Annotated in this window: 15 protein-coding genes; 10 read left to right on the forward strand and 5 right to left on the reverse strand. The window is 71.8% G+C overall.

Translation table 11 applies throughout. The features are described from left to right. The 7 genes from ABD378_RS29765 to ABD378_RS29795 all read left to right on the forward strand — a co-directional run. Positions 1-1,366 (forward strand): CDP-glycerol glycerophosphotransferase family protein (locus tag ABD378_RS29765; protein WP_344525733.1); only part of this gene is annotated, 1,366 nt, incomplete at its 5' end. After that, entirely contained in the window at positions 1,363-2,967 is a 1,605-nt protein-coding gene (locus ABD378_RS29770) for a hypothetical protein (protein ID WP_344525735.1), read from the forward strand. The genes ABD378_RS29765 and ABD378_RS29770, both read left to right, overlap by 4 nt. A 35-nt stretch (positions 2,968-3,002) precedes the next feature. Then, a complete protein-coding gene (locus ABD378_RS29775; RefSeq protein WP_344525737.1) occupies positions 3,003-4,664 on the forward strand; it encodes a glycosyltransferase family 2 protein in 1,662 nt (553 codons plus the stop codon). Between the two features lie 77 nt (positions 4,665-4,741). Then, entirely contained in the window at positions 4,742-5,725 is a 984-nt protein-coding gene (gene galE / locus ABD378_RS29780) for a UDP-glucose 4-epimerase GalE (RefSeq protein WP_344525739.1), read from the forward strand. Positions 5,726-6,068: 343 nt separating this feature from the next. Next, positions 6,069-6,851, forward strand: a complete 783-nt coding sequence (locus ABD378_RS29785; protein WP_344525741.1) for an ABC transporter ATP-binding protein — start codon at positions 6,069-6,071, stop codon at positions 6,849-6,851. Further along, entirely contained in the window at positions 6,848-9,385 is a 2,538-nt protein-coding gene (locus ABD378_RS29790; protein ID WP_344525743.1) for an FtsX-like permease family protein, read from the forward strand. Before ABD378_RS29785 ends, ABD378_RS29790 begins: the two co-directional genes overlap by 4 nt. A gap of 939 nt (positions 9,386-10,324) precedes the next feature. Then, positions 10,325-10,504, forward strand: a complete 180-nt coding sequence (locus ABD378_RS29795) for a hypothetical protein (RefSeq protein ID WP_344525745.1) — start codon at positions 10,325-10,327, stop codon at positions 10,502-10,504. On the opposite strand, the gene ABD378_RS29800 is transcribed toward ABD378_RS29795, so the two are convergent. Beyond that, a complete protein-coding gene (locus tag ABD378_RS29800) occupies positions 10,501-11,145 on the reverse strand; it encodes a response regulator transcription factor (RefSeq protein WP_344525747.1) in 645 nt (214 codons plus the stop codon). The two genes, ABD378_RS29795 and ABD378_RS29800, sit on opposite strands and share 4 nt — an antisense overlap. Beyond that, positions 11,133-12,302 carry a sensor histidine kinase gene (locus ABD378_RS29805; RefSeq protein ID WP_344525749.1) on the reverse strand — a complete coding sequence of 390 codons (1,170 nt, stop codon included), beginning with the start codon at positions 12,300-12,302 and terminating at the stop codon, positions 11,133-11,135. Before ABD378_RS29805 ends, ABD378_RS29800 begins: the two co-directional genes overlap by 13 nt. A 203-nt stretch (positions 12,303-12,505) precedes the next feature. On the opposite strand from ABD378_RS29805, the gene ABD378_RS29810 reads away from it, so the two are divergent. Further along, positions 12,506-12,670, forward strand: coding sequence for a hypothetical protein (locus tag ABD378_RS29810; RefSeq protein ID WP_344525750.1), 165 nt, complete (start codon positions 12,506-12,508; stop codon positions 12,668-12,670). A 12-nt stretch (positions 12,671-12,682) separates the two neighbouring features. On the opposite strand, the gene ABD378_RS29815 is transcribed toward ABD378_RS29810, so the two are convergent. Further along, positions 12,683-13,315 (reverse strand): TetR/AcrR family transcriptional regulator, encoded by a 633-nt coding sequence (locus tag ABD378_RS29815; protein ID WP_344525752.1) that lies wholly within the window; start codon positions 13,313-13,315, stop codon positions 12,683-12,685. A gap of 162 nt (positions 13,316-13,477) precedes the next feature. Here ABD378_RS29815 and ABD378_RS29820 point away from each other — a divergent pair, with 162 nt between their 5' ends. Together ABD378_RS29820 and ABD378_RS29825 are read left to right on the forward strand one after the other, a co-directional pair. Beyond that, positions 13,478-14,401, forward strand: coding sequence for an ABC transporter permease (locus ABD378_RS29820; protein WP_344525754.1), 924 nt, complete (start codon positions 13,478-13,480; stop codon positions 14,399-14,401). Beyond that, a complete protein-coding gene (locus ABD378_RS29825) occupies positions 14,394-15,281 on the forward strand; it encodes an ABC transporter ATP-binding protein (protein ID WP_386544879.1) in 888 nt (295 codons plus the stop codon). Before ABD378_RS29820 ends, ABD378_RS29825 begins: the two co-directional genes overlap by 8 nt. A gap of 40 nt (positions 15,282-15,321) precedes the next feature. Here the strand turns inward: ABD378_RS29825 and ABD378_RS29830 are convergent, their stop codons facing one another. Then, positions 15,322-16,482, reverse strand: coding sequence for a glycosyltransferase (locus ABD378_RS29830; RefSeq protein WP_344525756.1), 1,161 nt, complete (start codon positions 16,480-16,482; stop codon positions 15,322-15,324). After that, a complete protein-coding gene (locus ABD378_RS29835; RefSeq protein ID WP_344525758.1) occupies positions 16,479-19,373 on the reverse strand; it encodes a bifunctional glycosyltransferase/CDP-glycerol:glycerophosphate glycerophosphotransferase in 2,895 nt (964 codons plus the stop codon). The genes ABD378_RS29830 and ABD378_RS29835 overlap by 4 nt, the downstream gene beginning before the upstream one ends. Between the last annotated feature and the right edge of the window lie 94 nt (positions 19,374-19,467).

Below are 19,467 nucleotides of genomic sequence, written 5' to 3' on the forward strand. Positions count from 1 at the left end.
CGCGGCGCGTGGCGCATCGCGGGCCGCGGCGTCGCACGCCCCGCACGCCCCGCACGCCCCGCACGCCGCAGGCGACCCGCATCGTTCGAATCCCGAAGACGGCATGCCCGTGCGGCTGCTTGCCTCCGTGTCCGCCGCCTTTCCGCTCCATCAGGCCGTGGACGGGCGGGAGTTCACCGTCGACCGGCGGTTCGGGGATCGGCTGCTGATCGAAGCCGGGTCTGTGCTCGCGCGGGGTGAACGCGGCGCCTACCGGCAGCACCGGCTGCGTACCGTGCAGTATCCGCACCGGCGCACCCAGCCCCTGCGGGACGCGGTGCTCTACTTCGACGGGGACTCGCCCCGCGCGGTCCACGAGGAGCTGGTGCGGCGCGGCACGGACGTCGAGCACCTGTGGGTGACGCGGGACCAGCAGACGCGGGTGCCCGCCGGGGCGAAGGGCGTGGAGGAGCACAGCGCCGCCTGGTACGAGGCGCTCGCCCGCTGCCGGCGCATCGTCACCGCGGGCCATCTGCCCGACTTCTTCGAGCGGCGGGACGGGCAGACCGTCGTACAGACCTGGAACGGAGCGCCCCTCAAGCGCATCGGCACCGACCTCACCGACACCCTCTACGCCGACCACGGCCACCTCGACGTCCTGCCGAAGCTCTCCCGCCAGTGGGACGTGCTCGTGTCCCCGAACCGCTTCTCGACCCCCCACCTGGGGCGCGCGCTCGCCTACGAGGGCGAGGTCATGGAAGCGGGCTCGCCCCGCAACGACATCCTCTTCTCCGAGGACCGCGGCAAGGTCGCCGAACGCGTGCGCCACGAGCTGGGCATCGCCCCGGACAAACGGATCATCCTGTACGCGCCGACCTACCGGGACCACCTCGCCTACTCCCCCGGCCGCTTCCGCTACGAACCCGCGCTCGACTTCGCCGCGGCGCAGGACGTGCTCGGTGACGACCACGTCCTGCTCGTACGCAAGCACCCCCTGACGGCGGGCCGCCTGCCCGGAGCCCGCGCACCCTTCGTACGCGATGTGTCATCCCACCCCCGCACGGCCGAACTCCTCCTGATCGCGGACGTGTTGGTGACGGACTACTCCTCCCTGATGTTCGACTTCGCGCACACCGGGCGTCCGATGCTCTTCCACGCCTACGACCTGGAGCACTACCGCGACACGGTCCGCGGCTTCTATCTCGACTTCGAGACCCGCGCGCCGGGCCCGCTGCTCGCCTCCACCGGCGAGGTCGTCGAGGCGCTGCGCGACCTGGACTCCCTCACGGCCCGGCACGCGGAGGCGTACGCGGCGTTCCGCGAGGCCTACTGCCACCTGGACGACGGGCAGGCCGCGGCCCGGGTCGCGGAGAGGCTCATGCGATGAGCATGGCCACGCGGGGAGCCGGCCTCCTCACCCGCCGCCAGGTCCATGGCGCGACGGCACTGCACGGGCACACGCGGTGGCGGCCGAGCCCGTACGTCGTGTTCGGCGGCCTCTTCTGGATCGTCATGTCCCTCGCCTTCTGGCGGGTGCCGATGTGCTGCGACTTCGGGCAGCACGCGGCGGTCGTCGAGCGGCTCAAGGACAACTTGCTGCATCCGCGCCACCCGATGGCGGACCTGCCGGGCGCGGGCAGCCCGTACTACTCGCCGTACGCGGTGGCGCAGGGCGTCTTCGCGCGCGTGACGGGACTGGCGGGCTGGGAGGTCGTGAAGCTGGCGGGTCCGCTGAACCTGCTCGTGCTGCTCACGGGCATCGGCCGGTTCGTGAAGGTCCTGACGCCCAGTCAATGGGCGCCCGTTCTCGCCCTGTTCGCGATGGTGGTGCTCTGGGGCACCCGGATGGCGTGGTGGAGCGGCTACCTCGGCCTGATGTCGATGACGGGGAACCTCGCCTACCCCTCGACGTTCGCGATCGGCCTGGCGTTCTGGGCGTGGAGCTGGGCGGGTTCGCTCGCGAAGTCACCGCGGGGCGTCCTTGCGTACGCGGGTCTCGGCGCGCTGTGCGGGGTGATCCTGCTGGTCCACCCGATCTCGTCCGTGGCGGCGGTGATCGGGGTGGTGGCGTTCGCGGCCTCGGCCCCGCGCCCTCTCCCGGCGCTGTGGAAGTGGGCGGTGACCGCCGTGACGGCGGCGGTGATCGCGGCGAGCTGGCCCTACTACTCCGTCTTCTCCCTCGTCGGTGACGAGAGCGTCGACTGGATCCACCGGCAGCTCTACACCGAGATGCCGCAGCGGTTCTGGCTCGCACTGATCGGCCTGCCCGCGCTCGCCCTGAGGTTCCGCAAGAACCGGCGCGACCCGCTGGTCCTGATGTTCGCCCTGGACTGCGCGGTCGTGGCGTACGGCTGGCTGAGCGGCCACTACACCTACGGCCGCATCCTGGGCCTGACCCTCGTCCCCCTCCAGTTCGCCCTCGCGATCGAGCTGGCCGCGCCCCGTCCCTGGCGCCGGTGGCGCATGGCGCTCGGGGGCGTCGCGGCCACCGGGGCGGCCATCGGCTTCTTCACGCTCCAGGCGGGCGCGGTCGTGCCGCGCGCCCTGGACCCGGTGGGCTTCGACCAGCCGCCGCGCTGGCCCGGCTACGGCTGGGCACTGAGCCACGTCCACAAGGGCGACGTGGTCCTGACCAACGGCTACTACCCCACCCGCTCCGTCCCGGCGTACGGCGCCAACCTCGTCGCCCCCGCCTGGCCGGACGCCTCGCTCGCCGAGGACACGCGCAACCACCGCCTCCAGAAGGTGCGCGACTACCTCTCCCCCGACTCGACACACGCCGAACGCAGGCAGATCGTCCGCCGCTACCACGTGCGCTGGCTGCTGCTCTCGCCCGACCAGAAGGTGCCCGGGGAGGCCGTGGTGGTGGCGTGGGGACCGCGGACGGGCGAGGTGCTCGCGCGGGTGGGAGGCGGCAACACCGGGGGGAACACCGGCGGGAACACGAAGGCGAGCGACGGGGACACGAACCAGCTTAAGACCCCTTAATCGGATAATTACTGGCAACCTCTAAAATTTCCCCCGTGGATCCCTCTCTGTCTCTCTCGCCCCCGTCGCCCCAGGTCTGCGTCGTCGTGATCGGCTACAACGACGCCGCGCACGTCACGGACGCGGTGCGCTCGGCACTCGCCCAGGGCCCCGCCGTCCGCGAGGTGATCGCCGTCGACGACTGCTCGACCGACGGCAGCGGCGAGCTGCTCGCGGCGCTCGCCCAGGAGGACCCGCGCGTCAAACCCATCCGCCGCGCCGCCAACAGCGGGGGCTGCGGCACTCCCCGCAACGACGGGATCGAGGCCACGACGTCCGCGTACGTGATGTTCCTCGACAGCGACGACGTCCTGCCGCCGGGCGCGGTGGACGCCCTCCTCAAGGCCGCGGCGCGGCACGACGCCGAAGTGGTCACCGGCCTCTGCGTACGCCGCGAGCTGCCCTCCGGGCGCGAGACCCCCTGGCAGCCGATGCTCTACAAGAAGGCCCGCCTCATCGCCCGCCCCGAGCTGCGCACCCGCCTGGTCCACGACACCCTGTGCGTCAACAAGCTCTACCGCACCGACTTCCTGCGAAAGCACACCCTCCGCTTCCCCGAGGGCCGCTTCACGTACGAGGACTTCGTCTTCACGGCCCGCGTCCTCGCGGCGGGCCCGCGCATCGCGCTGATCACGGACCCCGTCTACGTATGGAACGTGCGCCGCACGGCGGCCAAGCTGTCGATCTCCCTGGACCGCTCCGGCATCGCCAACTGGCAGGCCCGCCTGGAGGCCCACCGCCAGTCGGTCGAGATCCTCCGGGAGGCACAGAGCGCGTCGGGCACGGCGGGCAAGCGGCTCGCACGGGCGGCCCGGGCCAAGTTCATCGACCACAGCCTGCGGATGTACGCACGTGAGCTCACCGCGCGGAGCCCGGAGTACCGGCAGGAGTGGTGGACGGCCACGCGCGCGTACCTCGCGGCCTTCGACACGGCCGACCTGGACGCGGCGCCCGCGCCCGGCAGGGTCATCGCCCGCGTGATCCTGGCGTCGCCCGAGCCGCGCGACCTGACCCGCCTCCAGGAGGTGGCGGCCCGCCCCGCGCGCCTCTCGCCTCCCTACGCGCTTTCGCCCGACGGCACCACGCCCATCTGGTCCCCGGACCTCCCCCAGGTGACCCTGGAACACCTCCTGGTACGCCCCATCCGCCTCCTCCCGCTCGCGGTGGACGCCGAACTGCGCCCCCGCGCGCACAGGAGCCGCCTCACGCTGCGGCTGCACGAGCTGTACGGGCGGGTGGCGGACGCGGGCCCGACGACGGTCGACGTGGAGCTCGCACCGAGGAACGGCGAGGGCCCGGTACTGCGCCGCACGGCGGCGTTCCAGTCCTCGCAGTCCTCGCAGTCCTCGCAGTCCGGCGCTGACACCTGGCTGACCGAGGTCGTCCTCGACCTGGGCTCGCTCGGCGGCGGCGTATGGGACCTGCGCCTCGGCCTGCACTTCGGCGACGGGACGACGCGCGAGACGACGGCGCGGGCGGTCGCGGGCCCAGGACTGCTGCGGCGCACCGCGCTGCCGTCGCGCCGGGGGCTCCTGCTCGCCCAGCCGTACGCGACGCAGGCCGGGAACCTGGCGGTGCGCCTCGCACCCGGGATGCGGGGCGTGGCGGGCGTGGCGCGCAGGCGGCTCGCGCGGTGGGTGGGCGGCGGCGGGCGCTGACGCCGCTCGTACGCGGAGGCTGCGAGACTGCACGTCACTGGAGGACACGAGGACACAACAGGGAAGGCTCACTGACGATGACCTGGCTGATCACCGGCGGCGCCGGATACATCGGGGCACACGTGGTCCGCGCCATGACGGAGGCGGGCGAGCGGGCCGTGGTCTACGACGACCTGTCCTCGGGCATCGCCGAGCGCGTCCCGGAGGGCGTGCCGCTGGTGACCGGCTCGACGCTCGACGCGGAGCTGCTGTCCCGCACCCTGCGGGAGCACGCCGTCACGGGTGTCGTGCACCTGGCGGCGAAGAAGCAGGTGGGCGAGTCGGTCGAGCAGCCCCTGCGCTACTACCACGAGAACGTGGAGGGCCTTCGGGTCCTGCTGTCGGCGGTGACGGAAGCAGGAGTCGCGTCCTTCGTCCTCTCCTCATCGGCGGCGGTGTACGGCATGCCGGATGTGGACCTGGTGACGGAGGAGACCCCCTGCCTCCCGATGAGTCCGTACGGCGAGACGAAGCTGGCGGGCGAGTGGCTGGTCCGCGCGACGGGCCTGGCGCACGGCCTGTCGACGGCTTCGCTGCGGTACTTCAACGTGGCGGGCGCGGCGAGCCCCGAGCTGGCCGACACGGGCGTCTACAACCTGGTCCCGATGGTCTTCGAGAAGCTCACGGACGGCGAGGCCCCGCGCGTCTTCGGCGCGGACTACCCGACGCCGGACGGCACGTGCGTACGCGACTACATCCACGTGGTGGACCTGGCGGAGGCCCACGTCGCGACGGCCCGCAAGCTGGCCACGGCGCCACGCGGCACCGACCTGACGCTCAACATCGGCCGCGGCGAGGGCGTTTCGGTCCTGGAGATGGCCACCCTGATCAACGAGGTCACGGGCTACGACCGCCCGCCCACCGTGACACAGCGCCGCCCCGGCGACCCGGCCCGGGTGGTGGCTTCGGCGGACCGCATCGCCACCGAGCTCGGCTGGTCGGCCAAGCGGGACGTACGCGAGATGGTGACGTCGGCGTGGGCGGGGTGGCTGCGGTCGCATCCGGAGGCGGGCCGGGGGTAGTCCCTCGGGGGCTGGCGGGCCGGGGGTAGCCCCTCAGGGCCCGGCGGGCCGGGAGTAGCGCGCCGTCCCGCCAGGTTGTTCCCGCCCAACTGCAAGAAAGTCGCACCGCCCCCGCTCCCCCACCGGCGTGCCGTGAGACTTTCCTGCAATAGCCCTCCCTGACTCCCGCCCCGGCACCGTCAGTTGCCGAGCCGCCGCAGCCGCCGGGCCGGGGGCGGCCACCCCCACCCCCGGTGGACCCAGCTGCACCCCCGCTCCGGGACCGCGCTCTCTCGTCCCGCCCGCCCCCGCTCCCTAGCGTTTCGTGCAGCAGCAGCGGCCGGCGAAAAGGGAGCCCTCAGCGATGTTCAGACGGCAAAGTTCCGTGGCAGGGACCCTGGAGGACGGCCCGTCGGGCGGGGCCGACGCGCTTCGGCTCGACGGGGTGACGCGGACCTACCGGCGCGGTGGGCCAGCCGCGCTCGCGCCCCTCCGACTCACCCTCCCCCGCGGGCGGTTCCTCGCCGTGATGGGCCCCTCCGGGTCCGGCAAGTCCACCCTGCTGCAATGCGCCGCCGGGCTCGACCGGCCCAGCGCCGGAACCGTACGCATCGGGGGCGTGGACATCGGCTCCCTCAAGGAAGCCGCCCTCACCCGGCTGCGGCGCGAGCGCGTCGGCTTCGTGTTCCAGGCGCACAACCTCGTGCCCTCGCTCAGCGTCGCCGAGAACGTCGCCCTGCCGCTGCTCCTCGGCGGCGGGCCCGACGACGGCCGCGTCTCGCTCGGCCTCGCCGAAGTCGGGCTCGGCGGCCGAGGCGACGACCGTCCCACCGAACTCTCCGGCGGCCAGCAGCAGCGCGTGGCCATCGCCCGCGCGCTCGTCACCCGCCCCGAAGTGGTCTTCGCCGACGAGCCCACCGGCGCCCTCGACCCCGTCACCGCGGACGGCGTGCTCGCGCTGCTGCGTCAGGCCGTCGACCAGGACGGCCACACCGTGGTGATGGTGACCCACGACCCGGCGGCCGCGGCCTGGGCCGACGAAGCCCTCTTCCTCGCCGACGGCCACGTAGCCACCCAGCTCCTGCACCCCGAACGCGCCCAAGTGCACGACATCATGCGGGATTTGGGCCGGGCGACCGCAGCATGAGGAAGCACCCGAACGTCACTCACCTCCTCGCCTCACGCGCCGCCCGCATGCACCGCAAGGCCTGGGCCGCGGCCTTCGCCGCGCTCGCCCTCACCTCCCTCCTCCTCGGCGCCTTCGGCCTGGCCCTCGCATCGGCAGGACTCGGGCACGCGCGCGTGGAGCGCTACGCCGGGGCCGACCTCGTCGTCACCGGCGACCAGAACACCCGCTTCACGGCCAAGCCGTGGGGCAGCGATCCCGAGACGGCGACGGCGGGCCTGACCGAACGCGTCCGGGTCCCGCAGGCGGCACTGAAAGCCGTGCGCGAGGTCCCCGGGGTGCGCGCGGCCGTCGCCGACGAGGTCTTCCAGGTGGGCGTACGGGGCGGGGAGGCCACCGGACGCCCGTGGACCGCCGCCCAGTTGGCGCCCCACGCCCTACGTGACGGAGGCGGCCCGAAGCACGATCGCGAGGTCGTCGTGGGCGAGGGGACGGCCCGCGTCGGCGACCGGATCACCGTCCGCACGTCCGGCACCGACGTGACGTACAAGGTGACCGGCATCGCCGAAGGCCCCCGCCCCGCCGTCTACTTCACCTCCCGCGAAGCTCACCGGCTGGCCGGTCACCCCGGGTCGGTGGCGGCCATCGGCGTCACGGCGGGCCCCGGCACCAGCACGTCGACCCTCCACTCGCGCGTGCGGCACGCCCTGGACACCGCGGGCCTCAAGAGCGTGGGGCACAGGGCGGACGGAGACGGCGCGGGGCTGCGCGTCCTGACGGGGAACGGGCGCGGCGGCGCCGAGTTCCTCCAGGTCGCGCCCGCCCGCGCGGGCCTGCTCGCGCTGCTCGGCTCCGTGGCCGCGACCGTCGTACTGATCGCGCTGCTCGTCGTGTCGTCGACGATCGTGCAGGCCCTGCAGCAACGCTCCCGTGAACTGGGCCTGTTGCGCGCGGTCGGCGCGACACCCCGGCAGCTGCGGGGCGCGGTGGGCCGCGAGGTGGGCCGGGTCGCGACGGTGGCGGCGCTGGCGGGAGCGGTCGCGGCGGTCCCCGCCTTCCTCGGACTCCGCGCACTCCTCGACGCCCACGACGCACTACCCCCAGGCTTCGAACTCCCCCTCTCCCCCTGGCTGTTGCCCACCCCTCTCCTCACCGCGGGCCTGACGCTCCTCGCCGCCCGCCTGGCCGCGCTGATCGCGTGCGCGAGGACGGCGAAGGTGCGCCCCGCGGAGGCGCTGCGCGAGGCGGCGCCGGGCAGGGCCCGCCAGATCACCGGTCTGGTGCTGCTGTTCCTCGGCGTCAGTTCGGCGGGCACGGCCACGCTCCAGCACGGGGAGGCGGCCGCTGCCGCCGCCGGTGCGGCGACGGTGGTCCTCGTCATCGGCTGCGCGCTGCTCGGCCCGTGGATCGCCGAGGGCGCGATGCGGGTGCTCGGGGCGCCGATGCGCCGGTTCGGCGGTGCGGGAGGACACCTCGCGGCGGCCAACTGCACTGCGTCGGCCCGCCGGTTGGGTGCGGCGATCACGCCGATCACCCTGGTGACGGCGTTCGCCCTCGTCCAACTCTCCGCCGACGCGACGATGACGCATGCCGCGGGCACGCAGGCGCGGGACGCGGCGCGGGCGGACTTCGCGGTGACGGCGGAGGGTGGCGGCCTGCCCGAGGGCGCGCTGGAACGGATCCGGCAGGTGCCAGGTGTCCGGGCCGCGACCGGCGTCACGCGGAGCACGGTGGTCCTGGCCCGCCGGGAGACGGGCTCGCCCCGTCTGGAACGCCTGCCGGTACTCGGCGTCACGCCCGGCGGCCTGGCCCGGACGCTGGACCCCGGCGTCCGGGAGGGCGACATCGGCGAGCTGCGCCCCGGCACGGTGGCGGTCGGCCGGGACCAGGCACGCGCCCTGGACGCGCGGCCCGGCTCGACGGTGACGCTGCGCTTCGGGGACGGTACCGAGTCCCGTCTCAAGGTGGTGGCCACGTACGACCGCGAACTGGCGCTCGGCGCCTTCCTCTTCTCCCAGGAACAGCTGGTACGTCACATGTCCTCGCCGGGGTCGGACCGGGTCCTGGTCGCTTCGGACGGCGCCGGTGCGAAGACGCTGCGGGCGGCAGCCCCCGGGGCGAAGGTGGTGGCGGAGCCCGCGCCCGAGCGGCTCGAACCGGAGGACCGGGCGCTGGGGGAGGTGGTGACCGTGGCGGCGGTCGGCGCGATCGGCGGCTTCACGGTCATCGCCGTCCTGAGCACGCTGTGCCTCATCACCATCGGGCGGCGCCCCGAACTCTCCCTCCTCCGCCTTGCCGGAGCTTCGCGGAGCCAACTGCGCCGCATGCTGCGCCTGGAGGCGGCGGCCTCGGCGGTGACGGGGCTCGCCGTGGGCGTGGCGGTGGCCTCGGTCCCTCTCCTCGCCTTCAGCGCGGCGATGGCGCGTTCCTTGCCGTACGTTGCGGCTGCGCAGGTGGCGTTGATAGCCCTGGTGGTCGCCGCAACCACAGCCGCGGGCACGCTACCCCCGGCCCGGCGTGCGCTACGGGACCGCTACCCCTCCCCGGAGCACTAACCACCCAAACACCCCCACCGCTCCACGGCGGATCACCCCCACCCACCCGCCCATCACCCCGCATCCGCCTCCACACGAACAAGCTTTCCCGCCCACCCGCCCGATTGCCCCGCGGTGCCAGGGGGTGGGTGGGTGGGTTGTCCGTACGGGTGGGGGTGGGGCGGGAACTGCTGGGGTGGGTGGGCAACGTACAGCCATGGGGTGGGTGGGCAACGTACAGGTATGGGGTGGGGTGGGGAAGGAACCGCTGGGGGGGACGCACAGGCCCGGGTGGACGGGGAAGGAACCCGCCGGGGTGGGCGGGGTGGGCAAGTACAGGCCAGGGTGGGCGGGAAACGTACAAGCCCGGGGTGGGCGGGAAACGTACAAGCCCGGGTGGACGGGCAAGTGCGGGCCCGGGTGGGGCGGGAAACCTGCAGGCCGGGGTGGGGCGTGCAGGCCGGGGTGGGGCGTGCGGGTTGGGGTGGGGCGTGCGGGTTGGGGTCAGTGGGCGTCGGCAGGTACCGCAGACGGGCGCAGGGGGACCCACGCACCTGCAGTCGGCAGCGCTCGTGAGGGGGCGTGGCGGTATGTCCGCCCGGAGCACGGTTCGCGGCGCTCCGGGGCCGAAGTAGCCCTGCGGTCACCGGACGATAGCGAGGACGGACATACCGGCGCGGCACCGTACCCACAGACGGACCGCGCCGCTGCACGACGCGGTCCCGCAGTCGGCAGCGCTCGCGAGGGGACGTGGCGGTATGTCCGCCCGGAGCACGGTTCGCGGCGCTCCGGAGCCGAAGTAGCCAGGCGGCCACCGGACGATAGCGAGGACGGACATACCGGCGCGGCACCGTACCCACAGACGAACCAGCTCCGCAGCCACCGGACGACAGCGGGGGCGGACAAACCGGCGCGGCCCCGCCCTCAAGGCGAACAAGGCCCGCAGCCACACTGGGCCCCATGAAGATCACGCTCTGGCTGGTGCTTGCCGTTGCTCTCCTTGTCAATGTCTCGTCCAGCTTCGTCATCGACGACAACACACGGCAGGCCCTCGTCAGCGTGGCCACCGGCGCCATAACCCTCGCCTGCGGCGTGACTCTGTTCGTCAAGCGGGAGAAGCGAACCCAGCGCTCCGGCTAGCCCCTGTTCAGGTACGCAAGTACAGCCAGCACCCGCCGATGCCCGCTGTCACTCGGCGGCAGCCCCAGCTTCGCGAACACATTGCCGATGTGCTTGCTCACCGCCCGGTCCGACACCACCAACACCCCCGCGATCGTCCCGTTGTCCCGCCCCTCCGCCATCAGCTGAAGCACCTCCCGCTCCCGAGGCGTCAGCGAGTCCAGCGGGTCGTCGCGCCGCCGGGTCAGCAATTCCGTGACCACCTCAGGGTCCAGCGCGGTCCCGCCCCCGGCCACCCGCTCCAGCGCGTCCAGGAACTCGTCGACCCGCCCCACCCGGTCCTTCAGCAGATAGCCGACGCCACTGGCACCCCCGCCCAACAGCTCGGCGGCGTACGTCTCCTCGACGTACTGCGAGAGCACGAGCACCGCAAGACCGGGAATCTCCGCCCGCGCCCGGAGCGCGGCCCGCAGCCCCTCGTCCCGGAACCCCGGCGGCATCCGCACGTCGAGGACGGCGACGTCCGGCCGGTGTTCCAGGAGCGCAGGCAGCACCTCAGGACCGCTCGCGGCCACCGCCACCACCTCGTGCCCGGCAGAGGACAGCAACAGCACCATCCCCTCCCGCAACAAGGCATTGTCCTCGGCGATCACCACGCGCACGGCAGCTCCACTTCGATCACGGTCGGCCCCCCGACGGGGCTCGCCACTTCCACGGTCCCGTCAAGCGCAGCGACCCTGCGCCGCACCCCGAGCAGCCCACTGCCGCCCGCATCGTCGGCCCCGCCCCGCCCCTCGTCACGTACCGAGATCCTCAACACTCCACCCGCACGCGAAAGTTCCACCGAGGCCTTCTCCGCCCCACTGTGCTTGGCGGCGTTCGTCAGCGCCTCCGCGACGACGAAGTACGCGGCAGCCTCCACAGCGGCCGGAGCCCGCACCGCATCCCCCTCCACCCCTTCCGCACGCACCGCCACATCCAGCCCACTGCTCGCGGCGAGCGCCCGCACCGCCCCCACAAGCCCCCGGTCCGTCAGGATCGGCGGATGGATGCCGCGTACGACGTGCCGAAGCTCGGTCAGGGCCTCCTCGGCCTGGTCCTGCGCATCGGCGAGCAGCTTCCGCGCCGCCTCAGGATCCTTGTCGAACGCGCGCCTCGCCAGCCCCACCCGCATCGACATCGACACGAGCCGTGCCTGCGTCCCGTCGTGCAAGTCCCGCTCGATGCGCCGCAGTTCGGCCCCGTGCGCGGCGACCGCGCCGGCCCGCGTGACGGTCAGTTCCTCGACCCGCTCGGTGAGCCGCGCGGACCGCTCCGCCTCCGGTGACGCCTTGAGCAGCGCCCCCGACCACAAGGCTTCCAGGTCGGCGATGCGCGCGACCAGCGGCAGCACCACGGCCCGGCGGCCGAGCAGTCCGCACCACACGCCGTCGACCAGCATCCCGACGATGAACACCGGCAGCGCCACGTAAAACAACAGCCAGCCGTAGATGAAGTGCGCGGCCAGCCACCGCAGATCGCGGTACGTCGCCGGGTCCGTGACCCCCGCGCGCACCCGCTGGGTGAGCGTGCCGGTCAGCGGCACGTACACCTCGGGGATCTCCTTGCCCGTCCAGAGGGCGACGCGGCGCCGCTTGAAGCCCGCCATCCGACGCAGCATCAGGACCGTCTCGGGCATGACGCCCGCGCCGACGACGATGAGCGTGGTGACGAGGGTGAGCAGGACGACCCCGATGAAGAGGTACGAGGCCAGGGACAGGAGCGCCGCCACACCCAGCTGCTCCAGGGCCCGCTCCGTACGCCGCAGTGTCTCCCGCATGGCCATGAGGCTATGCGACCCCGCTCGCACGCGCGGGCGAGGCCGCTCCCCGGGCGAAGGTGTAGCGCACTACACCCCCGATCCGGGAGAACACACCATCGTCACGCCGCCCACGCCCCGGCAGGATTGATCACGAAGCACGAAGCACGAAGCGGGACAGACCCCGCGCCCCACCGCCCCACCCCGACTTGAAAGGCCACGCCATGAAGGCCCTGCTCTGGCTCGTCCTCGCCATCGCCCTGGTCGCCAACGTCTCCACCAGCTTCGCCTTCGACGGGGTGCAGCAGGTCCTGATCAGCGTGTGCACCGGCATCGCCACGCTCGGCTCGGGCGTGGCCCTGTTCCTGATGCGGGAGAAGCACTCCTAGCCGCAGCCGACCTCACAACGCCCGAAGCGCCGCCGCCGTAGCCGCCGCGAGGCTGCCGAGATACCCCTTGGGCAGCTCGGCCCGCACCACGACGGACCGCCAGTACAGCGGCCCCGACACCAGGTCGAGGGCGAGGTCCTCGTCGACCCCGTCCCGCACCTCGCCCCGCGCCACGGCGGCCCGCACGATGCCGTTCGCCACCCCGTGCTGCCCCTCCCGCAAGGCCTTCTGCATGGCCTCCGCGATCTCCGGGTTGCGTGCCGCCTCCGCCTGCAGATCGGGGATGACCTGCGAGGCCACGGGATGCCGCAGGGCACGCGACGTCACCTCGTACAGCAGCCGCAGATCGCCCTCCAGGGAACCACTGTCCGGCATCGGCAGGCCCTGGACCGCTATCGCCGACACCAGGTCGAGCACGAGATGCAGCTTGGAGCGCCAGCGCCGGTAGACGGCGGTCTTGCCGACGCCCGCGCGGCGCGCGATGCCCTCGATGGACATGCGCGCGTACCCGACCGCCGCGAGCTCCTCGAAGACGGCGGACCTGATGGCCTCGGTCACATCCTCGCGGAGCACCGCGGCCCCCGCGGGCGCCCTGCGGCGCGGCTGATCGCGCGGTTGTTCATCTCCTGGCCTGCTCGTCGTCATGAGGACAGCATAGAACGTGACGACGATACGGTTGCGTTCCGACGTCACATGGTTCTACTCTCGACGTTGCGACGATACGGGTCCGTCCCGACGTAAGACGTAAGTCCCGACGCCGGGTCCCTACCGTTCGCGCCCCATGACTCCCGAGTGAAAGCAGCGGACGTGAGTCAGGTCCTCGACGCTCCATCCCGCCCCGCGGCCGCCGCGCCCGACCCGGCCGTCGACGCCGCCGAGCTAGCCGCCCGGCACGGCCTGACCGTCAGCGGCGCCCGCCCCACGCTCCCCGCGTACGTCCGGCAGCTCTGGCAGCGGCGCCACTTCATCACCGCCTTCGCGACCGCCAAGCTCACCGCCCAGTACAGCCAGGCGAAGCTCGGGCAGGTCTGGCAGGTGATGACGCCGCTCCTGAACGCGGCGGTGTACTACTTCATCTTCGGCGTGCTGATGAACACCAAGCACGACGTCCCGGACTACGTCCCGTTCCTGGTCACCGGCGTCTTCATCTTCACGTTCACGCAGAGCTCGGTGATGGCGGGCACCCGCGCCATCGCAGGCAGCCTCGGCCTGGTCCGCGCCCTGCACTTCCCGCGGGCCGCGCTGCCGATCTCGCACTGCCTGCAACAGCTCCAGCAGCTCCTGTTCTCCATGGGCGCGCTTGTGGTGATCCTGCTCTGCTTCGGCGTGCCGCCCACCGCGTCCTGGCTCCTGGTGATCCCGGTCCTGACCCTGCAGTTCACGTTCAACACGGGGCTCGCCCTGGTGATGGCGCGCCTCGGCAGCAAGACGCCGGACATCGCGCAGCTGATGCCGTTCGTGCTGCGCACGTGGATGTACGTGTCCGGCGTGATGTGGAGCATCGACGCGGTCCTCAAGGACCAGCACCTGCCGCACGCGCTCCAGGTCCTCCTGGAGTGCAATCCGGCCGCCATCTACATCGACCTGATGCGGTTCGCGCTCATCGACACCTTCCACGCGAGCCAGCTCCCGCACCACGTCTGGGCGTGGGCCGTGGGCTGGGCACTGCTCGCAGGGGTCGGCGGGTTCATCTACTTCTGGAAGGCAGAGGAGACGTACGGCCGTGGCTGAGACAACAACCCCCACAAACACAGACCTCCCCACCGACACCCCCGCACCTGCCCCTGCCCCTGCCCCTGCCCCCACCCCCACCCCCACGGTGATCGTCGACCAGGTCGACATCGTCTACCGCGTGCACGGCGCGGGCTCCACCACCGGCCGCGGCAGCGCGACCGCCGCCCTCGGCCGCATCCTCAAACGCGGCAAGCGCGGCAAGGGGGACAAGGGGAGCAGGGACGGCGAAGAGTCCGGCGTACGCAAGGTGCACGCCGTCAGGAAGGTCTCCTTCACCGCCCACAAGGGCGAGGCCATCGGCCTCATCGGCACGAACGGCTCGGGCAAGTCGACCCTCCTGAAGGCCGTCGCGGGGCTCCTGCCCGTCGAAAACGGCCGCATCTTCACCGACGGCCAGCCCTCGCTCCTCGGCGTGAACGCGGCCCTGATGAACGACCTGACGGGCGAGCGCAACGTCCGTCTCGGCGGTCTGGCGATGGGCATGAGCCGCGAGCAGATCCAGGAGCGCTACCAGGACATCGTCGACTTCTCCGGCATCAACGAGAAGGGCGACTTCATCACGCTCCCCATGCGTACGTACTCCTCGGGCATGGCGGCCCGCCTGCGCTTCTCCATCGGCTCCGCCAAGGACCACGACGTACTGCTCATCGACGAGGCCCTGGCGACCGGCGACCGCTCCTTCCAGAAGCGCTCGGAGGCCCGCATCCGCGAGCTGCGCAAGCGCGCGGGCACGGTCTTCCTGGTCAGCCACAACAACAAGTCGATCCGCGACACCTGCGAGCGCGTGCTCTGGCTGGAGCACGGCGAGCTGCGCATGGACGGCCCGACGGAGGACGTCCTGAAGGAGTACGAGGGGTTCACGGGCGGCAAGAAATAGCCGCCCCGCCCCGCCTCTCCGGGAACTACCGCTCCAGGAACTACCGCTCCAAGAACGCGAACAACTCCTCCCAGCGCCGCACGACCGCCTCGGTCGTATAGCGCTGGATGTTCACCCTGCCCAGCTCCCCCATCCGGTCCCGCAGCTCCTTGTCGGACATCAACGTGTCCAGCCTGCGCGCCAGTTCACCCGTGTTCCCGAGCCGCGCGAGCAGCCCGTCCACGCCGTCCTGGACGATCTCGTGCACGCCCGGCGCACAGTCGAAGGCCGCGCACGGCACGGCGGTGGCCATCGCCTCCATCAGCGCGAGCGGGAAACCCTCGCCCCGCGAGGACTGCACGAACACCGACCCGCCCCGCAGCGCACCCGGCACATCGCTCGTGCGCCCCATCCACTCCACGGAGCCGTCGAGGCCGAGGGCCGTGCACTGCTTCTTGAGTATCTCCTCGTCCTCGCCGGAGCCGTAGATCCGCAGCTTCCAGTCCGGGTGCAGCGGCGCGACCTCCGCCCAGGTGTCGAGGAGCATGTCGATGCCCTTCTGGTCGTGCAGGCGGCCGATGCTGGTGACGACCTTCTCGGTTCGCTGCGAGGGCACTTCGGGCATGAAGGGCAGCGGGTTCGGCATGAAGGACGCGTTGTCCAGGCCCTGCCTGATCCACAGGTCGGCGTCCTCGCGGGTCAGCGCGAGCATCCGGTCGACGTCCTTGTAGTGCTTGCGCACGCGCCCGAAGCGCGAGCACGCCCGCGAGTACGCGAACGACTCATGGCTCATCCCGATGACCAACAGGCCCTCGGTGTCCGCCAGTTCGACCCACTCCATCGCCCACACCTGCGTGACGATGACGACGGCGCCTGGCCGGGCCTGCGCGAAGAGCGCGGTCAGCTTGGCGGCCTGCTCGTGCATGCCCGCCTCGCGCCGCGCGCGCAGCCGGTGCTCGGCCACGTTGAGCCGCCCCTTGACGCCGCGCGCCGGGCCGACGCGCGGCGGATGCTCGTCGTACAGCGTCGTGGTGGGGTACGGCAGGTCCGTGCCGACGTCCTGCGGGACCCCGGGGTCTGTGATGCCGATGACGTGCACGCGGTGGCCGCGCTCGACGAAGAGGCGGGCCATCTGGTGGGACCAACTGGTGATCCCGCCCAGCTCGTTGACGCTGTTGGAGACGAAGAAGATGTCCCGGTCCACTTGCCGCTCCAGGTTCACTTGCCGCTCCAGTGCGAGAAGAACTGATCGACGACGCTCTTGGCGGCATCGCCCCGGTCGTACTCACCGAACTCGGCCACGAACCGCGCCCGCGCCGCCGCATACCCAAGGGTCTGCTCGTCCAGGGCCTTCAGCGCCCCGAACAGCTCGTCCTCGGTGTCGACCACCGGTCCGGGGGCCCGTTCCCGCAGGTCGAAGTAAGTGCCGCGGCCCTCGTGGACGTACTCCTCGTAGTCGTACGTGAAGAACAGCATCGGCCGGTCGAGGAGCGCGTAGTCGAACATCACGGACGAGTAGTCGGTGATCATCGCGTCGGCGAGCTGATAGAGCGGTGTGACGTCGTGGTGCGCGGAGACGTCGATGACGCGTCCCCGCACGGACGGCGGGAGCACCACGTGGTTGAGGTAGTGCGACCGCACCAGGAGCACGTAGCGGTCGCCGAACTCCTCCGCGAACCGCTCGATGTCGAAGGGCAGTTCAAAGCGTCCGTGCCGCCCGCCGTGCCGGCGGAAGGTCGGCGCGTACAGCAGCACCTGCTTGTCCTCGGGGATGCCCAACTCCGCTGCCAGCGGCCCGCGTTCGCGCACGCCACTCGCGTCCTCGGCCCGCTTCGAGCGCACCAGTGCGTCGTTGCGCGGATAGCCGACCCTCAGCAGCACCTTCTCCTTCAGGCGCAAGGCCTTCGCAAGCGTCCGCACGTCGTGCTCGGAGCGGATCAGGAAGCGGTCGAAGCGGTCGAGGACGCGCTGCTGCTCGTCCTGCCGCGGCTTGCTGCGCAGCTTCCAGGCGGGCTCGTCGAAGCCCATGCGCTTGAGCGCCGAGCCGTGCCAGGTCTGGATGTACGTCGTCTCGGGACGCTTGGTGAGCTTGAGCGGGTAACTCTGGTTGTCGACCCAGAACTCGGCCTGCGCGAGGGCCCGCAGGTACGGAAGGGACCAGCGCCGCACCAGCGTCGCGTCCTCGGGGAAACCCTCCGGATTCCCGGTGTAGGACCACACGGCGTCGAAGTCGAGACCCTGGCGGCGCATCTCCTCGTAGATCGCCCGGGGGCTGTCGCTGTACTGCTTGCCGAGATGGCTCTCGAAGACGACCGTGCCCTTCTTCACCGGAAGGCGGCTGAACACCTCGTCGTACACGCGCAGTCTGCTCTGCCCTGACGTGATGTCCTTGCGCAGCTTCTTCGCCCTGCGGAAGCCGGACTTGGCGAGCCGCCCCGGCACGCCCTGCGTGCCGCGCGCCACCAGGTCCTGGATCCGGCCGCCCGCCGCGTCCCGCGTGACGAGCCGGAACGCGAGGTGCCCGCGCTGCGAGACCTCCGGCTCCATGTGGTCGGCGACCAGGCGGGTCAGCCTCGGCCGCACCGGAAGCCTCCCCTCCGCGAGCCCCGGATCGCACGCCGTGAGCCGCGTCCTGGTGCGCACGCCGTCGGCGACGAGATGCAGGCGTACGTCCCACACCGCGTCGACGACACCGAGCGGGCGAAGGCGTCGCGCGAGGTCGACGGAGGCCTCCCAGGCGATGACCTCACCCTCGTACCGCACCGCCGAGACCGGGAAGCGGAAGGTCTGCAGGCTGCGGCGGCGCGCGCTGAACTCGAGCTCCGCGGTGAGCACGGCGTCCGGGGCGACGACGCCGAGCGGGTTGGTGACGCGGCCCGCCATGCGGACGGTCCCCGCCGTCTCCTCGTACCGCGTCAGGACGTTGCGCAGGAACATCTGGTCGAAGCGCTTGCTGTGGTAGCCGAGCGCGGTCACGTCCAGGACCTGGCGGCCCACCGGGTCGTCGAGGTGCTCGGCGCACCAGTACACGTGGCCGTCCCGATCGGCGAGCGGCGAGGAGATCTTGTCGCGGTTGGTGAGGGTGTCGACGGCGGGCAGCAGGTTCTCCCAGTCGCCCTGCTCCAGGAGGTAGGCGCAGATGGCCTGTATGGGCTGCACCTCGTCGTAGGCCGCGCGGTCGAGCCCGGCGAGATAGCCGCGGGCGAGTCCTGCGAACTCCTGCCGGTAGGAGGCGTCCCGGAAGGGCAGGTCGCGCAGGTGGAGCACCAGGTCGTGCTTGAGGAACTTGATGTCCTTGGCGAGCCGCAGCTCGTCGAGGCCGCGCTCCGCGAGCAGCGCGTCGATCCGGCGGTGGATCTCAAGGCGGTGCTCGAAGTTGGTCATCTCGTGACGCCGGTTGGTCACGGACTTCGCGGCGTCGGCGGCGCGCTCGTGGACGTGCCAGTAGTAGACCTGGTTGGGGATGAGGGTGATGCGCTCGGCGGCGAGGTAGGCCTCGGCGATGAACATCAGGTCCTCGTAGAACATGCCCTTGGGGAAGCGGAGGGCGTTCTCGACGAGGAAGTCGCGGCGGTAGAGCTTGTTCGTGGAGAGCGTGTCCCAGACGAACAGGTCGGGCAGCTCGGTGACGGACTCCAGGGTGCGGGTCGTCGCGTAAAGCCAGGGATACCACTGGTCGCGCTTCTTGTTGCGGGTGTCCATGGAGAGACGGACGCAGAGTCCGGAGACGATGTCGGAGCCGTCGCGCTCGGCGGCCTCGAGGAGGTTGCGGCAGGCGTTGCGCTCCAGGACGTCGTCGCTGTCGAGGAACATCACGTGCCGGCCGACGGTGTGTCCGATGCCTACGTTGCGGGGCTCACCGCCCGCGCCGCTGTTCTCCGGCAGCTGGTAGGCCCGCACCCGCTCGGGGTGCTCGGCGGCCAGGCGCTGCGCCGTCGCGTACGAGCCGTCCGTGCTGCAGTCGTCGACGATGACGATCTCGACGCCGTGCAGCGTCTGGTCGAGCACCGACCGCACGGCGGTCGGCAGCCGCTCGGCGTCGTTGTAGACGATCACCACTACGGACACATCGGGTCGCGCCTCCGGCGTCCCCCGCTCACCTATCGCTCCCATGCGTCCCTCCAGTCAGATACCGGCTCATCCTACTAATTATCGCTAATGCCCGATTGGCGCTCTTCAGGGGGGTGTGAACGGCCTAGTCCGGATA

The organism is Streptomyces rectiviolaceus, assembly GCF_039533825.1.
Classification (GTDB): Bacteria; Actinomycetota; Actinomycetes; order Streptomycetales; family Streptomycetaceae; genus Streptomyces; species Streptomyces rectiviolaceus.